Genomic DNA, 23,013 nt, shown 5'->3' with positions numbered 1-23,013 from the left:
TGTGCGTTTCTCATAATTTTTCACCTCAAAAGAAAAAGGACAGGAACCTCCCTGCCCTACATTTTTATTGTGATGTATAATCAAACACTGTAAATTTAAACTCGCGATCTTCTGTTTCATCACCAAAATTTATTCCAGCTGGTTTCTTAATCATCGCCTGAGTTCCTCCAGCTTTTTCTGTTGGACCCTTTAACCACACAGGAACAACCTTTTTGGAATTCGCTATTGCATTTAAGTACTTTACGTCTGGAGAAGTTTGTTCCAGGGTAACAGTCATCGTTCCGAGAGGATTGTTGCTGATAGCAACACTTACCTTCCCTTGAGCATCTACTTTCGCAGAAAAATTGTCTTCATCCTTTTCACATTCTACCATTGACCCTTCTGCAAAGCCGGTAATAAAACGTCCGTCTACGGTCAAAGTTACATCTTTAGGATCATAAGTTTCCATCCTGTGTTCCCTCCTTAAACTCTAATTGAGCCAGTGACTCTTCCTTCATGAATCGCACCTGCTTGTCCAAATTCAAAATTTAGTCCTCTGTAAACACGTGTAGATCGATCTTGTATGTCTGATTGTTCACGTGTTAAAGCTGAGATTGTAAAATCTGGGGTCTTGTCTTCTTTTGCAGCAATAATACCGTTATTAAAACCACGTAGTAGAGTAGTGGTTACCGCTGCTTCAATAGCGTTTATACCTCTTGCGTCATACGGTAATTTTTCTGCCTGAGCTAGAACATTTTGGACTTCATTCTCCATGTCTACTTTGATCCAATCTTTACCGTGGACAATATCAATATATTGTCCATCAGATAACCAACCTTCGGACAATTGCGGCCTACCTGCTTTTACAACATAAGCAATAGCTGAATCTTCATCGATGGCACTAATTTCAGTATCAGTTACATATCGAGGAGTAACGCCAACAACTTGCTTAAACTTCCATGTGATCGATCCTACTGAAAGTGAACCTAGATTTCCTATAGCTGCAGCATCCAAGTGCTCTCCTGCCACATTGTGATCGAAAACGAGTGTTCTTTTCTTCCCCTTTACAGCTTCACGCCCAGCGTCATCTTTTACTTGAACCGCAAGAAATTTAAAATCTTTGTCCTCAAAGAAACCTGTTGCAGCTACTTGATCGGCCGAAGTATCTCCAGCAACTAAAGCAAAATGCCAAGGACGATTATAATATTGTGTTAGTGCAGCACCTATATCGGTTTCATATGTTGCTACGGCAACTGCATCAGGTCTGTTAGGTTGTTTGAATATTACCTCTGCTTTTTTGTAAGCTTCTGTGCCTGAAGCAAAATCAACAGTTAGTGCTTCTAAAGTGGCGTATTCTTTATACGTTCCCGCACCGGTTCGTTGAGCCAAAATTACAGGTCTGCCCAAACCGATTCTTGGTGCTGGATATGCCACATCAATAGTTACAGTTACATCTTGTAATGGCATGTTCATTCCTCCTTTAAATGATGGTTTCTATTGTTTCTGTTAACTCTCTTATTTGTTCTTCAGTTGCACGAAACTGAACGTCAAAACCATGCTTATATTCATAGTCATCAACTATAAACGTTGTACGGTTTGCGATGTTCTCAACCCTTACAACCGCCAGATTTCGCTCAGTAATAAATTCCTTACCCAAAAATAAAAACCACTGACGGACCTTCATTGCGCGGTCGATCGTGGTTTCGTTATCTTCAGCAAAGAAAGAAAAAGAAACAGTGAACTTATATTGCTCTGTTCTCTTTTCGTAATTTGTATCATTTTCCGAATAACGTGTGTAAATCCCCTGTCCTCTCCCGTTAATAAAAGGAGAGGTAATATTGTAGATCCCGTAAGGTTTAGGTGGCGTTTCATTCTTGGTGTTGCCTTTAACGATCTGAATACTTGTATCTTTTTTAATCTGAGCAATGATTTCTTTAAATGCTTCTATTTTCATTGCCAGCCCACCTTGCATAATAGATATAAACATCAGAGTAGTCCGTGTAATCCTTCAAGTTCTGGACTGTATAAGGTATGTCCTTATGGACAACTGTTTGACCAAACTTCAATTCTGAAGTCGTGATGATCTTTCTATCCTTCGAAGTATACGTCCCTTGCTCTACATAACGAAGCTCATCATCAGATAGAGGTAGAATAACTCCAATTATTTGAACAGGATCTACCGCAGCCCCTTCAATAGGATCTCCGTTTTCTTTCCATCCTTTTTGTGCAGAAGGTGGATGGTAAGTAAGTGTAATTCCATAATCGGCGATCATTTCTTTAAACTCAAGTGATTCAAAACTCATACTTGTTTCACCACTCTCCATGTTACTCGAGACAGCAATCCTCCAGCTGCGCCATTATCAATTAAAGGATTAGAAGAACCCTTGTTGTCGATGGTAATTTGAGCATTTGCAGGAGACTTTAAAGTTATGATCTTGTCTTGAATATCAGCTGCAATAAGAGCTCCTAAACGATCATAAAGCGTCTTTGCTGAAATCTTTAAATCAACGATTTGCTGAAGCTGACCATTAACAAATTTAACCCAGTCGTCATTTTTCTCATCAAAAGTAGAACGAACAAAAGAACGTTCTGGGATCGTTACACTCTTTACAAGGATGAACATTGTAATTAGATTATCACCGTCTTGAACAGCTAAAATATTCTTCCCCTTCGGCTGAAATAAACCAGGTATTTCAGAAGCTTTCCTACCCTTTGCCTCTGCAGTTGGTATCGTCAGAGCTTTTCCTTTCGCTCTTATTGTGATTCCGAACTCATGGACGTTGGCTATCATCGCATAAAACGAATCGTCTGAAGCGAAAATACCAATTTCTACTGAGTATTTATTTAGGTCTTCTAACGCATTGATCAGATCAGGAATGACATCCCTTTTAGTGACGATTTTCACTCGTTTACGTGCCATATTACAGCACCGTCAAATTAAGTGTTTTTCGCCCACGTAAGGAATTTAGAATCCTTTGAAACTCTTGGCCAAAAGGTGTAGTATCCAAGCCCACAGATTCACCTGAAGAGGCATAAGTCCTCTCCAATGAATCTACCTTCTCTTTAACTACCTTTCTAATACTTACCGTGGCAAGATGAGCAGCAAGATAGCGCGTTAATCGTTCTACTTGCTCTGGTTTCACATTTAAAGAGGACACCTCTAGAGAAGCGTCCTCAATGTACATATCCAGTTGATCATCAGTGAGTTTGTTTAACTCTTTACCCATGCTTTTTATCCGAATTCGAAGAGTTGCATCATCCATTGATATCAGCCTCTATTCGTCTTCATTTTCGCCGTTCAAAAAAGCAAGTTGAGCATCAATCGCTTCGTGAACGGTCTTGCGAGAATCCTCTTCTTTCCACTCGTTTAGAAGCGAAAAATCATGTGTGTCTTTTACCAGTTCAATCGCTTTAGTTGCACTTAAATCCTTAAAGGATTTTTCTTTTTCTTGTGCAACGACATCCCCATCATCAACAAGTTTCTTCATGATAGGATGAGAGCTGAAATCTTTCCATTCAGCTTCACTGATCTTGTTCGCCCCTGGAATCAACATGACTCCAGCAGCATGCAAAATGTAATTACCTTTATTCTGTACTAACATTAGATTCCATCTCCTCTCACGATTGCCATAGGATAACGAACGATCGCTCCACCTGTACGCTCTTCAAGAGGTACCTTCGTATTTGGGAACTTGTACTCTTCAGGATGACGCTTAATATCCATTGGAATAAGGATTTCTACAACGTCTGGAGAGTTATCAAAAACTAGGAAGCTATCAGTAGCTCCTACACCGCGTTTTTCAAGATCAGAAGTGAATTCTACTGTAGAAAACCATCCTTGGCTCTTAAGGTATTGAAGAACCGTTTGACCAGTATATTCGTTATACTCTTTTTCAAGCTCTTCCATTGCATCAGGTGTTACAACAAGAGTATTTGCTGTATGGCCAGGAAGCTTGTTAACCGCCTTACGAGCAGTACGAAGATCTGCAACAATCTCTCTTCCTGTTTTGTCTTTCCACTTAGTAGATGTGCCGCCAGCATTGTTAGAAACAGCCATTACTTGGATACCGACAGCATTAGTCACACCAAGGATATTGTGTGTAGCATCTCCGATCCATACAAGACGGTTTTCTTTTTCAGCGATTGCTTTACGAGCTGTTTCTGCTTTAGTTGCTTCAACAGGACGTCCAGATAAAGTAGCCTGACGAACTTCTTGAACTGAAATACGGAAAGCTGCAGCAATAGAATAAATTTTCTCCGTATGTCGCTCCATGTCAGCGTCTACCAATGGAATATCATCCGCACCCGGTGCAAGAATCTTAGCAGCACCAGAACGTTTGATAACGTCATAGCTATAAGTTTCAGCACCTTCATGCACATCCGTTTTCACATTAAAAATGGATCGTGCTTTAAGCTCTTCTTTCTTTGCTTCAAAAAGTTTATTATCAATTGCTTCTAAGTCTACTGGACGGATCATGCCGTCAGCTCTATATTGCATTGTCACTATCCTTCACTCCTTTTCCTATGGTAAGTTGATTTCTACTTGTGCTAGTGAACCAGCAGAAGCTTTTGATTTGAATGTTGCAGATGGGAACGAGATTGTTCCAGCTGTAGCTGTATCCCCTGGATAGAACTTGTTGTTTGCTGGGTTAACTTTAGCTGTTTTTCCTGTGATTACATCCTCGGCTACTTCAACCCAGATAACTCCTTTGCGCACAACAGCGACAGGAGCGTTCAACGGATAAAGAAGATCGTTTGCATTTGTTACCCAGTCATGGACCTCCTGAGCAAGAGCGATTCCGTAAGGTGCACCTGCGGCTTTAACAGGTGTTACTTTTTCTCCAGAAACATCTAACTGTACTGGACACCCAAATGGGATAACTTCTGCAGCTGCCTTGGTATCTGCACTGTAATCCTGATAGTTTGCTAATTTACCTTTTCCACCAGCTTCTGGCATGTACTTATCGTAAGTAGTAATGGACATGTGTGATTCCCTCCTTATTTATTTTCTTTCATGTTTAATCGCTTTTGTTTCTTTTCCTCAAGCTCTTTGTTTTTCTTAGAGCCATCACCTGAAAACATATGGTTTGATCCAGTTGAAGAAAAACCATCTGACTTCACGCGTTCAACAGTAGCATCATAGAAAGCATTAATATAATCATCAGACTTTCCATCACCTTTAAAGTCAGGAGACGATTTTTGGATTACAGCTTCTTTTACTTCGCGATCTGTTTTACCAGTGAAATCATAAGAATCTCCTAGCAATGTAGAAGCACCTTTCACCAACTCAACGCGCTCTTGAACCTTTGCATCTAATTCATCTTGAGACAGTTGAGCTTTTTTTGCGTCTTCAAGATTCTTCTCTGCTTGCTTTAACTTCACTTCTTGAGCATCGAAACGTCCTTGTAGTGCATCAAACCCTTTTACCTTTGTGTTTGCAGCATCTAATCTAGCTTCTTGAGCATCAAGAAAAGATTTAACAGCTGAATCAACTTCAAATTCTTTACCATCAATTTTGTATTTAGGCATGGTTGTTTGCCCTCCTTCATTTTCAATTTGCCATGCGTCAGAATCATTACGGATAGCCACTTCTGGACCCGCACGCCCCTGATCTACAATGGCAATGTGATTAATTTCTACATTCCTCTGAACAAATTCATATGATTGTCCGTTATAAGCTCCAGATTCAGCTACAACATCGGACATAAAGCCGATACTGATTTCTCTTTTGCCGTCATAAATCTTTTGAATAAGCCCTTCATCGGTAATGGTCATAGATACATAGAGTTTTAAATCCTCCACTCTTGCATCCGTATGGGACAGCCCTTTTGCATAGCGATTATAGTTTTTAAGATTGACCGGTTCGTTTGGATGATCGTCCGTTACTGGTTTGGACTTAGCTGAACGAATAGTACGATCGCTAAATATATCCTCAGGCAGTTTGGCTTCCATCTGAATCGTTCCATCAGATCTTTGATAAGGAAATACACCTGGTCTTGTAATCGGTACGCATACGGTTAAATAGCCTTCTTCTGTTTCGCTATAATCATTGATCATGACTTTGTCATAACGTTGCATCTTCACACATCATCACCCCCTTTCTGAACGCATAAAAATAGCCCTAACCTTCTCGGTAGAACTCATTTAAATTATTAAATTGTTTGTCTAATTCCTTTTTCACACTTTTAGTTACGGATTCTCCAATATTAATGGTTGGAGATAATGGTGTAGAACGATTCCGTTTTAGATGTTTTTCTATACCTTCAAGAGCATCAGCTATACGTTCAAGATTCTTGCTATCTTTTCGGTCCATGAGATTCCCTCTCTTCAGCTAAAGCTGTTTGTGAATTATAATAAAAATTTTGCAAAGCGTATCCCTCAAGCTCCCATATCCGATTCTTGATTCGATCTTTAGCAATTTTTTCACCAATTTCCTCAACATAATTGTCAGGATCCACACAAGCTGATTCTCCAACAACGGTGAAACCGTTCGGAAGCTTTGCGACCACTAGACATTGCTTATCAAATACTCGATGAAAAACTTCGAATTCAGAGGCTTGCATAATGCCTTCGATTTGTTCTGCAGTTACTTTGTTTTTGGACACGTTATTTCCTCCTCTAATCAAATAGCGGTCTAGAAACACACCGGCAACGATAATCTTCACCAGGCAACACTTTACGTTTACCTACTGTAGGTGGATCTGAATAAGAAAAAACTTTATTATCTAGCTCTTTATGAGTCTTCCTCACTCGTTCATCTTTGGAAGTTACCCAAGTAAACTTCGAAACTCCCATTTGCTGATGTCTCTTTGCTGTCATTTGTCCTAAGATTGTTCCCGTTTGATCAACAGCAATAAATTCAGCACGACTTAAAGAGAGTCCAATGCGCTTGATCAATTCATCTCGAATTTGTTTAGTACTATGACCTCTTTTAACACCTTGCAAAACAATTCTTTCAATGTCTATGAGGTAATCATCACGTAGCTTGCTAATATAGCCGACATTCTCTTTAACAGAAGCTCTCATATACTCCTGAAGCCAAGGTTCGTATGCTGTAGGATCGATACCTTTGATAGCACCTTGTTTTTTCACATTCGAGATATTAAAGACGTTCACACCATTCACAAATGTGCTTGCGATCGACTGAACCTCACTAGAAGTAAAGATACCAAGTGATAAGCCTTTAATTATGTCAATAGCCCTTTGAATGATGTCTAAGGGTCCATCTTCAATAAATGTGGAGTCATCATACCTTTTTTTATAGTTTTCAACCTCAGGCTTTATCTGTTCATCGAACACCTCAAGAGAGAGCTTCTTCAATGCCGAAATTAAACGTTTCATGCCTCGGTAATACGAGAGTGCCACAGCATCAGGGAAACGTGTAGGAGGGGCGATTTTAGGCATCTTTCCCACGACCTTTATACGCTCGATAAACCTCAAGAGCCATTTTCTCGATTTCTGCATCATCACCAGTGAACTTAAGAACGTTGGTTAGACCTGAGTTACCGAATCGAGTTTCTCTTACCTCATCGGACGTTAGTACGCCGTTTGTGATGTATGTGTTATCAGTCTCAGCTACAATCTTACGGATTTCAGCATCCGTTTTTGAATCAACTTCCCATAACGGGTTGAATTTAAGTTCCCATTCAACTTTTGTTGGATCGATGCTGCCGCCTAATTCATCTGAGGACCACAACAACAATCTAATCAAACGTTCTAAATGTGGCCGCATCTCGTTTTCTTGTTGTGCAGCAATACGAGAATAGTAGTTCATTACATCATATTGAGCACCTGTGATCGTGCCGGCTTCTTGCCCTTTAATAACTGACTTAGGCATTCTTGCGGCACCAGCCAACATCTCCCACACGTAATCAAGAAGTTCTTTAATGCCACCGATAGGGGTGCCTTCTTTCTTAAGTTCTTCAGTAGGGCCTATAATTGCTAATGCCTCAGTTCTAAACATGTAGTCCATGAGCATACCGAGCTCTGATTTTTCTTCACTGGTCATGTTCTCTATGCCATCTGATTTGTACACCTTAAAGGCGAAATCATAAAGCATTTGACCTACTGACCAAAGAGACGTATCTAAAATAGTGATGATATCGTATAAAGGTTCTAGCAACGGCTGCCCTCTATACTCATCTTCAAGCCTCCGTGTCTGATCGTGGATTACTCTGGAAGCATGAACGTTATCTTGTGAAACACCCGCGATCTGTTCACCGATTCTAGATCTGCGGTTTAACTTAAACATTTCAACCTGACCGTAGTTCAAGCTGAACATGTCCTCGTTTAATATGAAGTCTTCAACCTTCATTCCAGAAAAGGCATGAATATAATCCAAGCGCTTTAATTTCGTTTCATCCAGCTTGTCCGACAATTTAAAGGCTGTAGATTGAGTAACACCTAATGAAATGAATCCATCTCCACGTAAACGCTCGTATGAACGAATCTTTTGAAAAGCCTCTTTCGCTTTCAAATCCCTCAATTTACTCATAATATTGTTCTTAAGAGTTTCATCCTTCATCTTCAACGTGAACCAGCTGCGCGTCATGTCTTCAGCAGGAATGTCAATGATATTTTGAATGATTCGATTGTCAGCATAAAGGTTGGATAGCTGCTGGTGAGTTAGCCTCCTTCTTAATCCTGGTTGTTGTCTCACAAGAGCATCCTTAGCATGACCTTTACCGTTACCGATCATGAAGTCATTACGCATGCTCTTTGCTTTATCTATTGTCTTCACTTCCTCACCTCCCCTACCTCACATTCATAAGACGTTTGTAACGATCTAACGGACCTTTCAAGTCAGAAACCTCGTAATCATCAAGTGCATACCAGATGGCACTCATTGTATGCGGATCCAGGTTGAACTCATCAGGTATGATCTCATCCTGCTTGTTTTTCTTGTAAGTCAATGGCTTCAACTCGTATATCGTGTTGGTACATTGTTTAGAGCAAATGATTTTCTTAAAGCGTTTGACCTTTTTCGTATACTGCAGCCGTGAACCTTGAAACTTCTTAGCGCCTCTCATGTTGAAACCGTTTTGTTTAAAAAACTCGATTGTTTTTGGTTCAGCTGAGTCTGCTTTGATTAATTCTTTTGAAACTTTGAACTCATTCAACTCTTTGGCCGTCTTGTCATCGGTCATCTTGTTCTTGTAGTACTCCCAGTAGATATAGAGGTACTTTTTGTCACGATCAATAGCAAGCCTTACAACCGCGTTATAGGATTCTTCAAAACCAAAATCCATTCCAACGCGTTTAATTGGATGTGCTAAACGATTGATAGCATCCATTACATCATCATGTTCCCACACCTCAAACTGAGGAAGCACTTTAACCCCGTTAACGCCAAAACGACCTTTCCGGGCAATACGGTAAAGGTCTGGATCATATTCTTTCAGTTCATCAAGCTGAGCAATATAACTCTCTGGAAGGAAAAGGTTATCGTCAGCTGTAGAGTGATGGTAGTAAGTATCGTTTACAACCACTGTTCGCTTTTCATATAACTCTGAATCATCTAAAACAAGACGATTGTTCAATTCATCCTTAAAGAAGTGTTTAAAGGTCCAGTTGTCTTCACCAATTGGATTCGTAGAAAGAATCATGTGCAGCTGTAACGTTGGATGTCTCAAACGTCCTAGAAGCTCTTTAAAACCAACATATTTAATCTCTGAACACTCTTCTAACCAGATTAGAGAAATGTTATTAATAGATTTCAGTTTGGCTGGCTTGTCCATCCCTTTAAAGATGATCTTAGATCCGTTCGAAAACCTTAACTCATACGGACTTTCTTTGGGCCTAATTTTTCCTTTGGCTACTTTCTTTTTACCCGTATCGTCAAGCAATCCTAAATCTTCAACAATCTCGGTGAAAAGAGAGAAGGTACTATCCTTATGAGTTTCATAAACCTCACGTACGACTAACGCCTTCCGCTTTTCTGATAACAGCTTGAGTATGATTTTTAATGCAACATGGTAGCTTTTCGAGCTTCCATATCCCCCAACAAGAAACTGAGTCTTAGTACTCCAATCAAAGAGGAAATCTTCAAAGTGAGGGTTCACTTCTTTCTCAATCATGACCGCTCACCTTTTCTCTTTATGACGATTTCTATTGGAGAATCATCCTCATCATCGTTCATGTTATCGATTTCGGCTTTCGTCTTCTGGATGTCCATCTTGATCTTTTCGTTTTGTAACTTCTTACGATCATTTTCGGAAAGGAGATCGGTGTATTTAGCCAGGAAAGCTAACGCTGCCATTTTATCAGCTAGTTTCAATTTAAACATTCCGTCTTTCCCTTTGGCCAGCTCAGTGATCAAAGTGCCGTCAATCTCTCCTGAATGATGCATAGCAAATTTTGTGTAAGTATACGGAACAGTTTCTGTTTTCTCGGATTTCTTTGAACCATCTGTGTTAAATTCAACCATTGTTTCAGTTGCTTCTGATTCGACTTGAGTGAAGTCTATAAAGTCTGTAATGTCAGAGAAGGCGATGGCTTTATACTTCTCTAGAACATCGTATTGATCTAAATCCAAACTTTCTAGTCTTTGCCTTTTCAACTCACTAATCGTTTCTCTAACCTTAGCATTACTTAGCAACCTGCTACCGTTCGTCATTGCTGTTTGATAACTACATTCATACACTTTTTTATATGCATTTGTAGCATTCAATGAACGAATATAATACATACTAAAAAGCCACTGTTTATCAGTAAGTTCACCATTTTCATTCAATGGAACTTCTTCAAATTCAGTAACTTTTTCATTAGACTTATTTTGCTGATTATTAGTATTGCTTTTATTAGTAACGTTCCTTTTCTCATTGGTAACGTTACCTTTCAATTGTTCATTCCATTTGTCTTGATTCTTCCACTTTCGAACTTGGGTGTCAGTAACATTTAGTTCAGCAGCAATATCTTTTAATAACCGCTTACCGTCACTTTCTTTCCACAGTTCAAATGCTTTATCACGACTTGGACTTCTCGCTCTAGCCATTACATAATCACCCACCCCCATGAGTATTTGTTTGTTTTGGCGCAAAAGAAAAAGCACCCCTGTGGGATGCCTTAATTAAATATCACTGAAATAAAAACTTGCGTAACTCTGGATATTGCATAGATTACTTACTAATGTTCTATAAGCATTAGGAACTTCTTGATTAACAAAGGCTTCATGAATGAAGCTATAGTAATTATTATAAAGTGGAGTTCTCCACATTAATAATTGAACTTTTGATTTAGAATAATATTTATATTCTTCTTTCATTGTCTTTCTAATCTCTTTTAGACAGTGTAACGCTTCTTTATACTTATTTTCATTTACAAGTTTAAGTCCTTGTTCAGCCAGTTTTACATAATGTCTTACATGATTTTTTATCTGATCTTCATTAACAAATCCTTTATCAAAATAAAGGATACTTACTTCTAATTGCATAATCAATCCCCTTTCTTAGTTTAACTTTAACATAAAAGGAGATATTTACCTTAAGTAAAGTGTACCCTCAAAAGAGAGTGCTTAGATTATTGTCATAAAAGAAGTTATTGATCAATGTATAGTACACTACAACTAACATACCTAAACCAGATAAAAAGTTAGCTATAATATGCGGCACTTTTAAAATTCTAAGAATAGCGTATATAGCCATATACGATACTGCCCAGATAACAACTAATTTAATCAGATGAAAACCGATTTTATTTAGTGTATCACCAATACCTAAATCCATGTTCTACACCCCCTATGTAAATATCGGAAAGAAGATATAGTTTTTTGACTCTCTCATATATACATCATTTGTACGACAAAAAAGAGCCTTTTTCACGAAACTAGAAAAAGGCTCTCATTTTTTCTTTTGTCTATTTTTCTTTCAGCACGCTCTAAATGTGTTTGAACGGTACTTTTCTTCACTCCGATTAACTCAGCAGTATATTCAAAAGTTAACCCTTCAACTTTAATCATCATAAATACATCACGTTCTCTGTTTGTTAGTGTACAAAGAGCATCCTCAATAATCTCTTTTTCAAACGAAGGCAGTTCTTTGGCGATTAATTTATATCCTTCTTGAATCGGTAACACTTCTATAGCAGCCGGATCCATCACATAAACATCTTTTCGATCCGCACCTCTTTTACTATCTGGTCGGCGGCCGTTTTCCAACCACTCGATAATAAATTGTATATCGTTCTCCATTTCAGTCATCATTCTTCGTTCATCCTGTGATTTTAGAATCATAGCAGTTTTTAATTGACGGTCATAACAAGATGGTTTAGCTAGTTCTCTCTCTAAATCTTCCTCGAACTTCGTTTTTTCTAATTTTCCTTTTCTAACTTCTCTTAAGGAGCGTTTATATTCCAATATTAAATGATTCACGTTAATTCCCCCTATTTTGTCGAAAAGTTGCTATTACACACCTCAATACCAGGGAAAGGATGCGAAAACTATGATGATGACCCCTTATACCCCTATAAGAACGTAAAAAAAGACACCAATCAGGGCAGGCGGTATCCTGCTCTTGATTAGTGTCCTCCAGATGGCTGGTAGAACTATCCTTTTATGATTGTAAAACTTTTATTACCATCGTATTTAAGACTATCTTCTCTTGATGTTTTTTTCATTGCTTGTATAAACATTAATAAATCTCCAGAACAACCAATTAACTTTAGAGCGATTAAAAACATCGCTGATACACTTAATAAAAAGTTCTCTATAAAAAATATTATAAAACTTAATGAAAAAAATGTAATTAATGGCCCCATTAATATTAAAACAAACTTATTTCTTTGTATTGTTTCTTCTTTACCAAAATGACATACAGCCTCTTTTATTTTTAGTTTTTTCCAATTTATTACCACCTCAAAATTAGCTATATATCCCAATTTCCTTGCAATAGACCGATGGATTAACTCATGAAAGTAAGTAAGAATTATGGTCCCAGGAATTGTTATTATTAAGATAATTAAAAGAAAACCATAGAGATTAACCAGATCACTGTCCAACCTAATACCCAAAAATGGGTGGTTATTTAGACTACCATTGTTTGCCCTTAATAATATAATACTTATTCCTACAGCAAGAATAATTACTGCATAAGCATTTTTAAAGAGCTTCTCCTTAAAGTTATCTTTCAATTTAATTCTGTTGTTATCCTTCAAAAATCTTCCCCCTCATCCCATTTAACGCGCTTCACCTTTCCCTGATGTGTGATTATCTTTGTCTCACCATGTATCGGCAGCTCAGTCATTCTCGCTTTGCCGTTCGATACAACAATCATAAAAGATGAAGTTTTTTCCATTATATCAATTTCTAGTTTCTGGGTAGAAGGATTAATTTCTAAATCATTTAATCGCAAAGCAATACCCCCTTAGTTTACCTTGTTTCAACATCTACCCCACCAGCATATTTAATTACTCTATACCTCTTGCTTTCACGATTTCCAATGCTTCTTTATCAGAGAACCCTGCAGCCATTAGTGAATCGTACCTGCTCTTGTATAGCTTAGAAAGTTCAACATGGTATTTGATCGTATACGGAAGAGTTCTGATCATCTCGTCCACCATCATTTCAAATTCAACGTTGCTTAATTTACCGCTTGGTTTTTCACTCATAAGAACCACCCTCGGGTTATTTTTGTTAAACAGGTTCCGCTCAATTGGTGCTTTTTAGTGTCTCTATTTGAACACCACGTGCCTTTAAGGCTGCATAACAAATTGCTAATGTAACGGTTTCCCCATAGTGATACGCAATAGTCCAACCTGCTTCATCTCTGATTGTGACGAGATGTTCAATTGCGCCCTTACCTGTCTCAATTTCTACTCTGAAGAACTTCTCTGTTACCCACCAAGCATCTTCAATATCAGTAGAAGGATTCCACTCACTGTCTACTTCATCAATAAAGTTTAGAGTTCCGAATTCTGTAATCCAAGATTCATTATTGCTGTCAAACTCCCACTCCATAACCTTTTCAGCAACCAATTTATTTAACTGATGCTCATTTTCCATTTATTTCACCCTTTCCTTTCATCTTGGAATTGCGCCACGACTAATTTTGTTTATCCCTTTATTTGCTATAATTAAAATAAGGGGGGGATAAACTTGATTGAAATTCTAATTGATCATTCTTTTGAAGATGATTATTTTATGGTTTCAGATGTATCTATAAAAATAAAGGATTTATCTGAAAAAGAACGAATTGAAAAACTACTGAAAAGCTCTAATATCATAGGTTCTTTCGTAGATGTTGATAATGATTTAAGGAAACGTATAGCTGAGTTGTTGAAAGTTGACCATAGTATTATTGATATTGATACAAATGAAATAGACATTTATTAATTCAGATGCGATTGTTGTAATTTGAAAGGGCTCTCTAATAAGGGAGCTTTTTTGATGGTTATTTCGCAATATAGGGCATAAGAGAACCAACAGTTCATATTGATCCCCAGTGATCAATTTCATTTCTTCACCTTTATCTTCCCACCCATAGACGGCCACGGCGTAATCCAACGCCGCTGCCATTCTTTGAGTGCTTCTTCATCGCCACGGCGACAAAGTGTATTAAGATCGTATAGTCTGATCTTGCTGTAGTCTTTCAAGCTAATCTCCGCCTTTAAAATAAACTCATCTGTTCGAAATGATCAGGTTCCTGTACGATAATTTCCTGAATTGGTTCGTTTTCTTTCAGTTCATGTACAATTTCCTGCATTTCTTGTCCGGTCATGTCCGATTCCGCAGCCTCTCGAATATCCTTAAACCACTCGAGAGGAAAGCAACCCTGAAATCCAGATTTATCAATACCTTCGTAGAAATAAACGTGTGTTTTTTGATTCAACCTGAGAAAATACCGTTTGTACTCTAGCTTGTAGTTTTGGGAGTACACAAGCTCACCGGTATACCACTTTCCTTTTTCGATTACTGGTGCAGCTTCTGAAAGTTTGAATAGTCTCGATGGGTAAACTCCGAAATAGGCATTTTTGCTGTTCGGAAACCTATAACAATAAAGGTAATATCCATCATCTGAAGGAGTGACGAAATACTCGTCACCGATCGCCAGATTTAAGGCACCGCCATCATCTATGCATTTAGCTTTCTGCATTACACAGCTACCTCGCCAATCAGCTTGTCCACCCATTCCAGGTAATCGAGTGTGCTGCGCTTTGTTCTCTTAACCTCGTATGCATACACATCTAGATCTTCTAAAGGAATGCTCTTTCGTCCACCCACAGAAGCGTGATAAACGTAGTGCTTTATCGTAGAGTATGGAACAAAGAAGATTTGTTTTGTTGTCCTAAATTCAATGAGGACGAAACTAATGCCACCCATGTTCTCCACCTTATCCAGATAATCAACTTGGTGCTGGTGGAGATTCTTTAGATCAAATCGATCGATACCAACTGACTTTGCTTCGAAAGCGATTGCATGACCTTTATACACTCCGTCATAATCCACTGTACTAGGAGCCTCATAAAATCCGTTCAGCACCTTTGTACCTTTGCTCTTAAGCACTTTTACTGGCGTAGGACGTTTATTAATCAATGCTACCTTTTGATTTGCATACATCTGATTGATCAAATTTAGAAGCATTTCAAAAGCCATACCGCGATTTCCTTGTGACATTATTCCTTCACCTTCAATTCAAGCGCTGTTTGATTTTCATTTTCCTGTTGCTTCTTTTCACAGACAGGACCGATACCTTTTTCTATGCTCTTCTTGCTCTTCAACGGTCGGTTACAAACTGGACAGACCATTTGTTTCACCCCACTTTTAAAATTCTGTAGAAGAAATGATACAAGGTTCTGTAATCTTGTCTTTCTCAATAACCCAGTGAAAAGATCGGCTCACATATAATTCATTACCGTACTTTGTGGTTTCTTGAGGCATTAATAGCTCTTCTTCAGGAAGCTCATTGACACCAATAAACATTGTGTCATTAAGACTAACTTCACCCTCAAAATCAGGATTAATCTCTTCTTGCAAATCGAACCCGGTTTGATTTGCATAAAAACTTTTTGCTTGTTCTTCTGTTTCTGCAGCAACCCAATCACAATCATTCATTTTGAAAACCTTCATACCTTCCGCCTCACTTTCAATCGATTTTAAACGGCAGTTGCATCCCTTTTGGTAGCACCCATATGTGATACATGTTTGCCACATCAATAAGCTCTGACTCTTTAGGGAAAACTTCGATAGCTATACGTTCAGATCCGAAGATCTCATTTTTTATTCTTTGCTTTTCAGCCCATGGAATGTCATTATTCTCAGCATTTCGTATAGCTGCATGCTCTACGAGTCCCCATTCGGTTTCTACAGTCCGTATCATAACTACATAGGATTCAACTTCACTGTATACGCGATCCATCTCTCCAAACCAACCTTTGTGCCGGTGTTCTTTAAAGCTATTAGGTGAAGCATGTTTTCTCCAGTTTGTGGTTGGCTGATGTGGTCTGGTTGCTCTTTTACGTTCTGCTCTATTCACCCCTTCACCGCCTTCCAGTTGATTACTACTGCATGACAATCGTATTTTTTTCCGATAGCATTTTGGATGATATTGATTTCAAATTGATTTTTCGGTTCTTGGGCATCCGGAATGGTGATATTACCAAAACCACCTTTATCGGTTACATAAGCAACAAATAGACTTTTAATCTTTGTCACCTTCCGTTTCTAGTGCAGGATCAACGTTCCAGTAATCAATAATTAAGTTTTGAATCGTATTTAAAGCTGTTTCAACTTCAATATCACAATCTCCCGAAACATCTTTTTCAGTTAATTGGATTGTAGAGTAAGCTTCATTTAAAACCTTCTCCAACCTCTCCGCCTTTTGGTTGGCATCACGAAGCTGAAAAAACTGATCAGATTTTCGCTGATCTAAAGAATCGTAAAGAGCTTTCATGTGGAGATACTCTTTCTTCCAATGTTCAACCTTCTTCTCCAGCCCCTTATTCGCCTGGATATGTTGGTATAGGAATTCTTTAGCTGTCTCCGCTTCAAGTCTTGAATCCGCTAAAGCAGTTCTATGAGTTTCAAGTGCCGCTACAAGGAACTTCGTGTCACCTTCAGGCTGATAACCGTTCATATAAGCGTTGACCTCTGTCATGCTGGCTCACTAATCCCTTCTGTTTCCGCCATAAAAGATGCGTACCATGCAGCATGTTTTTCTTCAGCTGCTTTAATCTTTTCCTGATCCGTTTCAGCTGGGAAAAAGTACATTCCATTTCCTACATAAGACCCCATATCTTAATCCCCCTATGCTAATCGGTAGTTTAAAAGTTTTCTATCCCCCTCAATGACAACCGTATACTCTTTGCTCATCTGATAGATTCGTGTCCCTAGTGCTTCATCAATATCGATCAGCTCGTCCACGTTCAGTTCAGAGGAAATGAGCATTGGCTTATGATTGAGATACCTAAAATTGATAACAGCGTATATTTGCTCAATTTGCCACTCCGTAGCTCGCGGCTTACGTCTCCTGCCTTCTTTGGAATCTGCAGTAACTGGTTTAAACAAATCATCGATGAAAAGGACATCTACCTTTTTCATGTTGCTAAGCTTTTCTTCTAGAAGATCGAAATTGTCTTTAAGATCGTTGAAACCCTCAACGAAGGGAAAATAGAGCACACTTACTTGTTTTTTATGAATTAGGTTATTTGCAATGGCCGTTAATAAATGTGTTTTGCCGCAGCCAGGCTGACCGAGTAAAGAGATACTGTTACAGCGATCGCCTTTAATGCTGTCAAAATCTCTGTAATAATCAATTGCACATTGGTACGCCTCTTGAATAAGCTCATGCCGTCCATCATGCTCAAAGTTCGAAAACGCCATTTTCTTAAATGCTTCAGTGATTTCACTAGATTTCATAATCTTTTGGATTTTTCTTTTTATGCTGCAGTCACATCGTTGTGAAAATGTGTCTCGCCATTCCCAAGCGTCTTTAGGATGACAGACACTGCCCGAGTAAAACTCTGCTTCTGTAACCATGCTCTCTGGTGTGGAAGATTGCGTTTTTTCATCCTCTATCCACTTAGTATCCTTGTGGACACGAAAAATTATGATTCTCTTATCCTTGCATTTCAGGCACTCATGCTTCTGGCTTTCTCCTTCCGATCCTGCCAACTTGTCCGCCTGTGACCGACTCTCGTTTTTTTGTCTGAGATCTTCCAGTACCGCCTGGATACCTGAGAATTTTGGCTTGCTCATGATTAGCCTCCTCTCTTGCTCTGTTGCTATAAAAATTGGCGAGTATGACTTTTTTGCAATAACCGAATGAGCTTATTTCATCTCCTGGGTATCGAGGTTTATAATCAGCAAACGCTTGGTCTACACCGCGCAAAACCTCTTCTACTTCAACCCCTGCCGATAGAACCGCACTGATACTCTGGTAATCGGAGACCTTCGGAGCTTGTCCGGGTTTCCCGCGTATCACCATGTAGTACTCTGCTATACGATCAACATTGTCATATTTCTTTGGCTCATTCTTTTCTTCTACGCGCGTATCAACAACGACGTTTTTTATATCTTTTGATATATCTTTTAATATATCTTTATTAGATTGGACATTTTTGTCCGAGTGATTGGACATTTTCGCCGGGACATTGGACATTTCTGTCCACTCTCCTGATTCAGATTGGACATTTTTGTCCATTCTCTTTTTTATGTCCTTTTTTGAGTTTTTAACAGAGAGGATTAATCCGTAAGGAGCTCTTGTTATTTTTAAATACTCATGTTTTTCAAGATCGCCTAACCAGCGTCTAACTGTCTTTTCATTAACACCAAATATTTCAGCAAGCTCAGGAAGCTTCATAGGCTTATTTCCAAGAACGATGCCCCAGTTTACTCCGTCTCTTTCAACTTCTTTTGTCGTAGAGCTAACGCACCAGAGAAAAAGCCATATTGCAGATCCTATTTTGTTGTAGTGTTCCGGTTCTAATAACCCTGAATAAGTTGGAAAAGGGTAACTTTCGGGCATCGTATCCCCCCTTAAAGCAAGAACTAAGTTAAGCTGGTATCACCTTTTTTGTTCCTGTTTCTCGATGCACCAAAAGAATTTCTTCGTTTAATTTTTTGCTAATCAACCAGTTGTCCGGATTCAATCCCATAGACTTAATATGATCTTGTTGTTTCCTATTAGGCTTTTTACCGTTCTTCATGACTCCTTTTGCCCCTTCCGTTCACATAGGGCTTTCATGCCCTCAATTTTGATAAATGTATAGCTTGGATAGTTTCTATCGATGTAACTCATAACGTATCTTTTAAACATTGTTCCTCGTGTGCTGTAGCCCTTTGTGAGCTCTAAGTACAAGTGAGGTATTTCTACTTCATATTTACGGGACATAGACCATCTTCCCAGTCAGTTGCATGATTTCTCTCTTGAATTCATCTTGGTTGCTGTTTGAATCTGAAAGATGCAGCAACCAGATTTCTTGAACCTTGCTAAGATCGTTAGCCTTCAAAAATTCTTTTACGTTCTCCAAACTAAAATGTGATCTCATCAATCGTTTCTTCATAACAGCTGGCGTCCTGCCCATCGCAATGTTTGCGTTCAATATGTCCATTGAGTAGTTACACTCGACAAGAACGTGAGTTAGCCCCTTAAATTTGTAACGGATGTAATAGGTATCTGTCGCAAACAAAACCTTTTCACCTGAATCATTTGCTAACAAGAAGCCATAAGGCTCTGCTACATCATGCTGAACATCGAAGGGAAGTACAGTCCATGTCCCAATTCGAAAAGGCTGTTTAGGAGCGATTGTATGTATTCTGTGATGTTGTATATTTAACGCTCCTGCCGTACCTGGTGACATGTAACAGTTGATACCACCTTTTAAGACATCTTTGATGGCTTTACAGTGATCACCGTGTTCATGACTTATAAGGCAGCCTGCAATTGATGAGGCTTGAAAATTTAGTGACCTTTGAACCTCTTTAAACTTGATACCAGCTTCCAGAAGCAGTGGGGTTCTGCCATCAGTAATGTAATAGCAGTTCCCCGCGCTAGAGCTTCCGAACGATCTTATCTCAATCAAAACCCTGGTCCGCCTGTTTTAGCAGGTTCCGGCTCAGCTTTTACATGTGTTTCTTGATTTTCTTTTTTAGTCGGTTCCTGTTCATCTTCTACAATCTCGTTATACTCAGCATCGATGTATTCGGAGTTTGCATTGTTTCTGATTTCTTCTTCTAACTGCGCTTCGTCTGTACGCTCATCTGAACCGTTGATGTGCTCCATAATTAAGCTTCCGTCATCACTAGAGTTTAAGTATTTCTTACAAGCACGATTGATTACGGTCTTTTTAGCCATCTCTTGCTTGAATTCATCATGTGTGGAACCTTGTTTCTCTATCTTTTGATCTTTGCCCCAAAACTGCGCTTTACTCCAAGCTTGTCTAAGTTCATCTATGGTCATGATCTCGTGGTAAACGTCATCCTTATTAACCACAATCGTTGCATAAGCACCAAGAATCTTTTCTTTGTTAATGTTTCCGAATTTTTGTTTATGAGTAAGATTAGTGATTCTACCGTTAACCATTTCATAATCAACTTCATCACCTTCATATATGACAGCTGCTTCTATGCTCTTTGCGCCGGTTACCCTCTTAGTGACAGCCATCGTTCCGAAGTATGAACGCTGGAATGTAAGTTGATTTCCGTAAACAATGAAGTAACCTTGTTTTTTAGCCGGATTCAATCCTTGTACAACCATGTCCAGAACAGCGTTTGCGATACTATCTTTTGTACAGACAGACAATGCAGGTTGTTTATTTCGGTCTACTGTACTTTGTAGGATTAACCACGCCGACTTCATGGCGTTATCAGGTGAATAGTTAGCTGGGAAGTGTAATTCTTTGTTTTCTTGAAACTGCTTTATCTTTGTTGCAACAACGTCCACAGTATCTTTCTTAAGCATGGCTAGTTGATTCTGATTACTCATTATTTAACCGCCTTTCTGCAGGTGTCACATAAAGAAATACTATTAGCACCAACTGTAGTACTTTTCAAAATTTCTTGATCTTTGCTTTTACACATTGCGCATCCACCATGTCTAGCAGTCATTAAATTGCCTCCTCCATTTGTCCATACTCAACTCGTAGCTTCTTATCAGCCTCTGAAACTACTAAACTAATAACCTGTGAATTTACATCTATCAGCTTCGTGACTGCCTCGCTGTTATCCACAAAGATTGGAGCAGATACTCCATAGTGCTCAGAAAGTGTATTGATGATATCCAGACCAACATTGATCTTTGCTGCATTATTGAGCCCTTTGTCGTAAGGTACACCTTGGTAAGTCGCGGTACACGTCTCTTCTAGACCACCATTGATGTTCTTTTTAAACAATCTGAATCGTGCTTGACTAAATTTCGAATTAATCTTTTCTGTCAGTAGATTTACTTTTGTTCGAATAAATTCTTCTGTTAGGTGCAGCTCATGTTCCAAACGTTCAAACTCTACAGCTAGTTTTCTCTCCTCATCTTGAAGTTCCTGAATACGTTTGTTCGCTACCTTTACCTGAGCAAATTTAGCTAGATCCTGTTCTAACGCAGATAACTCGTTTTTAAGGTTAGAAATTTCTTGATTCACCTTATAAACCGACTCTTGGACAGATGTTCGTAGGTTCTGTATTGATTCCTCAATATTCAATGCCTCTTTTTTCTTCTGGATGTAAAGAGAATCTGCCTCAACGTTCTTTACATTTGCTTGTAAACTAAGAACATTTTCTTGTAGTCGTTCTATTTCAGATTGATGAACCTTTATGTGTTCCTCTAGTTTATTTATCTCTTGTTCTAACACCTGATTATCATTTTTTATGTTCTCAATCACACTGGCTTCTAATTTCCCTTGAGAAACAATCCTTTCTAACCGTTGTGCCTTCTCAAGGTTAAATTGCTCTAATGCCTTATTGTGAGCTTCTTGTACCTGCTCACTAGGTAGTGCTTGTCCACATGTGGGACAATCTTCTGAATGATGAGCCTCAAATATACGGTCGTTAATCTCATGCCACTCTTTGCGTAGACGATCTGTTAGTTCTGTTGAGCTTTGAATAGCTTTGTTGTTGCTGGCAATGCGGTTTTGTTTTGTTTTAATCTGAAGCTCCGCATTTTCAGTTTCATACCGAATTGTAGATAGTTCCTGGCGTTTGACTGACATATCTTCAAGTGTCTTACCTTGCAGCTGATTCTTAATCTGCTGTAGCTCCCCTTCAATTTCACGAAGCCTTTTCTCTTTGGCGGAGATCTCTCCTCCAGACTTAATTCTTGATACTTCAGCTTCTTTTTCTTCAACCTGATTCTTAAGGAAAGATAGTTCTTGCTGAAGTTCTTCTTCGTTTAGATCAGATGTATCTGGCATGGAACGTTGAACTTCATCTATTCGGATTGGAATACGATCCAGTTCTTTATTAATCTCAGTGCGTCTCGCAGCTACTTTCAATCGATGCTTTTCAATATCAAGACCATTTAGGATATTAGGCAATTGTTGTAAAACCTTATTGCTTTCAATAACATCGTGATCTGTAATATCACCACAGATAGTCAATAGAAGTTTTCTTCGTTCTTTCCAATCCAGCTGTTCACTAAAGTAAGCAGGAGAGGTCAATAATTTGAATACATCCTCTTGAACGATGTTGTCTACTTGACCTTTGTATTCTTTTAGTTTCACTGGGACACCATCAATGAAATAATCTGTAGTATGTCCGGTGAATTCGGAAAGTGCCGATCCACGTTTCTTAGTCCATTTTTCAGAGTAGACTTTTCTTAAAGTAATGTTGCGTCCATTCACATTAAATTGTGCTTCCACCTCATGCTCATGCCCCGAGAGTGATTTTCCATCCGTGCTAAGTGTCTTTAGCTCAAAATCCTTTTTATTCTGACTGTCTTTATCAAAAAGCACCCAAATAAATGCATCAAACAAAGTCGTTTTACCAGTCGCATTATCACCGTAAACTTTCGCGTTCTCTCCTTGTAGATCAAGAGTGAACTGTTTAACACCTTTAAAATTCTTTAAGTTCAGCTGCATTAACCTAATCTTCGTGTTCACTGTTTATCCTCCTTT

At 38.7% G+C, this 23,013-nt stretch carries 37 protein-coding genes and 1 pseudogene; 1 reads left to right on the top strand and 37 read right to left on the bottom strand.

Features of this window, described 5'->3' with window-relative positions; genetic code table 11:
• Positions 1-64: 64 nt before the first annotated feature.
• From ACNJYY_RS01750 to ACNJYY_RS01640, 23 genes are all read right to left on the bottom strand, one after another.
• The gene (locus ACNJYY_RS01750; protein WP_416730304.1) at positions 65-448 is read right to left on the bottom strand and encodes a phage structural protein; all 384 of its coding nucleotides are present in this window, start codon (positions 446-448) and stop codon (positions 65-67) included.
• 14 nt (positions 449-462) lie between these two features.
• Positions 463-1,446, bottom strand: coding sequence for a DUF3383 family protein (locus ACNJYY_RS01745; protein ID WP_416730303.1), 984 nt, complete (start codon positions 1,444-1,446; stop codon positions 463-465).
• 13 nt (positions 1,447-1,459) lie between these two features.
• Positions 1,460-1,933 carry an LIC_12616 family protein gene (locus tag ACNJYY_RS01740; RefSeq protein WP_416730302.1) on the bottom strand — a complete coding sequence of 158 codons (474 nt, stop codon included), beginning with the start codon at positions 1,931-1,933 and terminating at the stop codon, positions 1,460-1,462.
• Entirely contained in the window at positions 1,914-2,282 is a 369-nt protein-coding gene (locus ACNJYY_RS01735; protein WP_416730301.1) for a hypothetical protein, read from the bottom strand. Before ACNJYY_RS01735 ends, ACNJYY_RS01740 begins: the two co-directional genes overlap by 20 nt.
• On the bottom strand, positions 2,279-2,899 hold the full coding sequence (locus ACNJYY_RS01730) for a hypothetical protein (protein WP_416730300.1): 621 nt from the start codon (positions 2,897-2,899) through the stop codon (positions 2,279-2,281). The genes ACNJYY_RS01735 and ACNJYY_RS01730 overlap by 4 nt, the downstream gene beginning before the upstream one ends.
• Position 2,900: 1 nt before the next feature.
• Positions 2,901-3,242, bottom strand: coding sequence for a DUF4054 domain-containing protein (locus ACNJYY_RS01725; RefSeq protein ID WP_416730299.1), 342 nt, complete (start codon positions 3,240-3,242; stop codon positions 2,901-2,903).
• A gap of 12 nt (positions 3,243-3,254) precedes the next feature.
• The gene (locus ACNJYY_RS01720; RefSeq protein WP_416730298.1) at positions 3,255-3,581 is read right to left on the bottom strand and encodes a hypothetical protein; all 327 of its coding nucleotides are present in this window, start codon (positions 3,579-3,581) and stop codon (positions 3,255-3,257) included.
• On the bottom strand, positions 3,581-4,477 hold the full coding sequence (locus tag ACNJYY_RS01715) for a DUF2184 domain-containing protein (protein ID WP_416731784.1): 897 nt from the start codon (positions 4,475-4,477) through the stop codon (positions 3,581-3,583). Before ACNJYY_RS01715 ends, ACNJYY_RS01720 begins: the two co-directional genes overlap by 1 nt.
• 24 nt (positions 4,478-4,501) lie before the next feature.
• On the bottom strand, positions 4,502-4,963 hold the full coding sequence (locus ACNJYY_RS01710) for a hypothetical protein (RefSeq protein WP_416730297.1): 462 nt from the start codon (positions 4,961-4,963) through the stop codon (positions 4,502-4,504).
• Positions 4,964-4,977: 14 nt separating this feature from the next.
• Positions 4,978-6,057: a DUF2213 domain-containing protein gene (locus ACNJYY_RS01705; RefSeq protein ID WP_416731783.1), complete on the bottom strand. Its 1,080-nt coding sequence runs from the start codon at positions 6,055-6,057 to the stop codon at positions 4,978-4,980.
• Positions 6,058-6,100: 43 nt separating this feature from the next.
• On the bottom strand, positions 6,101-6,292 hold the full coding sequence (locus ACNJYY_RS01700) for a hypothetical protein (RefSeq protein ID WP_416730296.1): 192 nt from the start codon (positions 6,290-6,292) through the stop codon (positions 6,101-6,103).
• Positions 6,276-6,584 carry a Gp49 family protein gene (locus ACNJYY_RS01695; RefSeq protein WP_416730295.1) on the bottom strand — a complete coding sequence of 103 codons (309 nt, stop codon included), beginning with the start codon at positions 6,582-6,584 and terminating at the stop codon, positions 6,276-6,278. Before ACNJYY_RS01695 ends, ACNJYY_RS01700 begins: the two co-directional genes overlap by 17 nt.
• Before the next feature lie 13 nt (positions 6,585-6,597).
• Positions 6,598-7,383 (bottom strand): minor capsid protein, encoded by a 786-nt coding sequence (locus ACNJYY_RS01690; protein ID WP_416730294.1) that lies wholly within the window; start codon positions 7,381-7,383, stop codon positions 6,598-6,600.
• On the bottom strand, positions 7,376-8,719 hold the full coding sequence (locus tag ACNJYY_RS01685) for a DUF1073 domain-containing protein (protein WP_416730293.1): 1,344 nt from the start codon (positions 8,717-8,719) through the stop codon (positions 7,376-7,378). Before ACNJYY_RS01685 ends, ACNJYY_RS01690 begins: the two co-directional genes overlap by 8 nt.
• 13 nt (positions 8,720-8,732) lie before the next feature.
• Positions 8,733-10,055 carry a PBSX family phage terminase large subunit gene (locus tag ACNJYY_RS01680; protein WP_416730292.1) on the bottom strand — a complete coding sequence of 441 codons (1,323 nt, stop codon included), beginning with the start codon at positions 10,053-10,055 and terminating at the stop codon, positions 8,733-8,735.
• Positions 10,052-10,972: a terminase small subunit gene (locus tag ACNJYY_RS01675; RefSeq protein WP_416730291.1), complete on the bottom strand. Its 921-nt coding sequence runs from the start codon at positions 10,970-10,972 to the stop codon at positions 10,052-10,054. Before ACNJYY_RS01675 ends, ACNJYY_RS01680 begins: the two co-directional genes overlap by 4 nt.
• 75 nt (positions 10,973-11,047) lie before the next feature.
• Complete coding sequence (locus tag ACNJYY_RS01670) at positions 11,048-11,410, bottom strand: hypothetical protein (RefSeq protein WP_416730290.1); 363 nt, start codon at positions 11,408-11,410, stop codon at positions 11,048-11,050.
• Between the two features lie 67 nt (positions 11,411-11,477).
• The gene (locus ACNJYY_RS01665; RefSeq protein WP_416730289.1) at positions 11,478-11,702 is read right to left on the bottom strand and encodes a hypothetical protein; all 225 of its coding nucleotides are present in this window, start codon (positions 11,700-11,702) and stop codon (positions 11,478-11,480) included.
• Positions 11,703-11,794: 92 nt separating this feature from the next.
• The gene (locus ACNJYY_RS01660) at positions 11,795-12,346 is read right to left on the bottom strand and encodes a sigma factor-like helix-turn-helix DNA-binding protein (protein WP_416730288.1); all 552 of its coding nucleotides are present in this window, start codon (positions 12,344-12,346) and stop codon (positions 11,795-11,797) included.
• A gap of 173 nt (positions 12,347-12,519) precedes the next feature.
• The gene (locus ACNJYY_RS01655) at positions 12,520-13,128 is read right to left on the bottom strand and encodes a metalloprotease family protein (protein WP_416730287.1); all 609 of its coding nucleotides are present in this window, start codon (positions 13,126-13,128) and stop codon (positions 12,520-12,522) included.
• Complete coding sequence (locus ACNJYY_RS01650) at positions 13,125-13,325, bottom strand: XtrA/YqaO family protein (RefSeq protein WP_416730286.1); 201 nt, start codon at positions 13,323-13,325, stop codon at positions 13,125-13,127. The genes ACNJYY_RS01655 and ACNJYY_RS01650 overlap by 4 nt, the downstream gene beginning before the upstream one ends.
• A gap of 55 nt (positions 13,326-13,380) precedes the next feature.
• Positions 13,381-13,581 carry a hypothetical protein gene (locus ACNJYY_RS01645; protein WP_416730285.1) on the bottom strand — a complete coding sequence of 67 codons (201 nt, stop codon included), beginning with the start codon at positions 13,579-13,581 and terminating at the stop codon, positions 13,381-13,383.
• A gap of 40 nt (positions 13,582-13,621) precedes the next feature.
• Positions 13,622-13,975, bottom strand: a complete 354-nt coding sequence (locus ACNJYY_RS01640; RefSeq protein ID WP_416730284.1) for a BC1872 family protein — start codon at positions 13,973-13,975, stop codon at positions 13,622-13,624.
• Between the two features lie 93 nt (positions 13,976-14,068).
• On the opposite strand from ACNJYY_RS01640, the gene ACNJYY_RS01635 reads away from it, so the two are divergent.
• Positions 14,069-14,305: a hypothetical protein gene (locus ACNJYY_RS01635; protein WP_416730283.1), complete on the top strand. Its 237-nt coding sequence runs from the start codon at positions 14,069-14,071 to the stop codon at positions 14,303-14,305.
• A 274-nt stretch (positions 14,306-14,579) separates the two neighbouring features.
• On the opposite strand, the gene ACNJYY_RS01630 is transcribed toward ACNJYY_RS01635, so the two are convergent.
• From ACNJYY_RS01630 to ACNJYY_RS01565, 14 genes and pseudogenes are all read right to left on the bottom strand, one after another.
• Positions 14,580-15,065, bottom strand: a complete 486-nt coding sequence (locus ACNJYY_RS01630; RefSeq protein ID WP_416730282.1) for a hypothetical protein — start codon at positions 15,063-15,065, stop codon at positions 14,580-14,582.
• Between the two features lie 17 nt (positions 15,066-15,082).
• Positions 15,083-15,586: pseudogene (locus tag ACNJYY_RS01625) on the bottom strand (Holliday junction resolvase RecU); the annotation flags it as partial.
• Positions 15,586-15,717 carry a DUF6011 domain-containing protein gene (locus ACNJYY_RS01620; protein WP_416730281.1) on the bottom strand — a complete coding sequence of 44 codons (132 nt, stop codon included), beginning with the start codon at positions 15,715-15,717 and terminating at the stop codon, positions 15,586-15,588. The pseudogene ACNJYY_RS01625 and the gene ACNJYY_RS01620, both read right to left, overlap by 1 nt.
• Positions 15,718-15,733: 16 nt before the next feature.
• Positions 15,734-16,039 carry a hypothetical protein gene (locus ACNJYY_RS01615; RefSeq protein WP_416730280.1) on the bottom strand — a complete coding sequence of 102 codons (306 nt, stop codon included), beginning with the start codon at positions 16,037-16,039 and terminating at the stop codon, positions 15,734-15,736.
• Between the two features lie 16 nt (positions 16,040-16,055).
• Entirely contained in the window at positions 16,056-16,445 is a 390-nt protein-coding gene (locus tag ACNJYY_RS01610; RefSeq protein ID WP_416730279.1) for a hypothetical protein, read from the bottom strand.
• Positions 16,442-16,624, bottom strand: coding sequence for a hypothetical protein (locus ACNJYY_RS01605; RefSeq protein WP_416730278.1), 183 nt, complete (start codon positions 16,622-16,624; stop codon positions 16,442-16,444). The genes ACNJYY_RS01610 and ACNJYY_RS01605 overlap by 4 nt, the downstream gene beginning before the upstream one ends.
• Positions 16,611-17,066, bottom strand: coding sequence for a hypothetical protein (locus ACNJYY_RS01600; protein WP_416730277.1), 456 nt, complete (start codon positions 17,064-17,066; stop codon positions 16,611-16,613). Before ACNJYY_RS01600 ends, ACNJYY_RS01605 begins: the two co-directional genes overlap by 14 nt.
• Positions 17,063-17,203, bottom strand: coding sequence for a hypothetical protein (locus ACNJYY_RS01595; RefSeq protein WP_416730276.1), 141 nt, complete (start codon positions 17,201-17,203; stop codon positions 17,063-17,065). Before ACNJYY_RS01595 ends, ACNJYY_RS01600 begins: the two co-directional genes overlap by 4 nt.
• Before the next feature lie 12 nt (positions 17,204-17,215).
• A complete protein-coding gene (locus ACNJYY_RS01590) occupies positions 17,216-18,166 on the bottom strand; it encodes an ATP-binding protein (protein WP_416730275.1) in 951 nt (316 codons plus the stop codon).
• Complete coding sequence (locus ACNJYY_RS01585) at positions 18,048-18,935, bottom strand: hypothetical protein (protein ID WP_416730274.1); 888 nt, start codon at positions 18,933-18,935, stop codon at positions 18,048-18,050. The genes ACNJYY_RS01590 and ACNJYY_RS01585 overlap by 119 nt, the downstream gene beginning before the upstream one ends.
• Positions 18,936-18,963: 28 nt before the next feature.
• On the bottom strand, positions 18,964-19,116 hold the full coding sequence (locus tag ACNJYY_RS01580) for a DUF6906 family protein (protein WP_416730273.1): 153 nt from the start codon (positions 19,114-19,116) through the stop codon (positions 18,964-18,966).
• A gap of 174 nt (positions 19,117-19,290) precedes the next feature.
• Positions 19,291-19,992, bottom strand: coding sequence for an MBL fold metallo-hydrolase (locus ACNJYY_RS01575; protein ID WP_416730272.1), 702 nt, complete (start codon positions 19,990-19,992; stop codon positions 19,291-19,293).
• Positions 19,989-20,894: a recombinase RecT gene (locus tag ACNJYY_RS01570; protein WP_416730271.1), complete on the bottom strand. Its 906-nt coding sequence runs from the start codon at positions 20,892-20,894 to the stop codon at positions 19,989-19,991. The genes ACNJYY_RS01575 and ACNJYY_RS01570 overlap by 4 nt, the downstream gene beginning before the upstream one ends.
• Positions 20,895-21,015: 121 nt before the next feature.
• Positions 21,016-22,977, bottom strand: coding sequence for an AAA family ATPase (locus ACNJYY_RS01565; RefSeq protein ID WP_416731782.1), 1,962 nt, complete (start codon positions 22,975-22,977; stop codon positions 21,016-21,018).
• Between the last annotated feature and the right edge of the window lie 36 nt (positions 22,978-23,013).

The organism is Fictibacillus tiangongensis, from assembly GCF_048083785.1.
Taxonomy (GTDB): Bacteria; Bacillota; Bacilli; order Bacillales; family Fictibacillaceae; genus Fictibacillus.
This window is presented reverse-complemented; position numbering and strand designations above follow the sequence as displayed.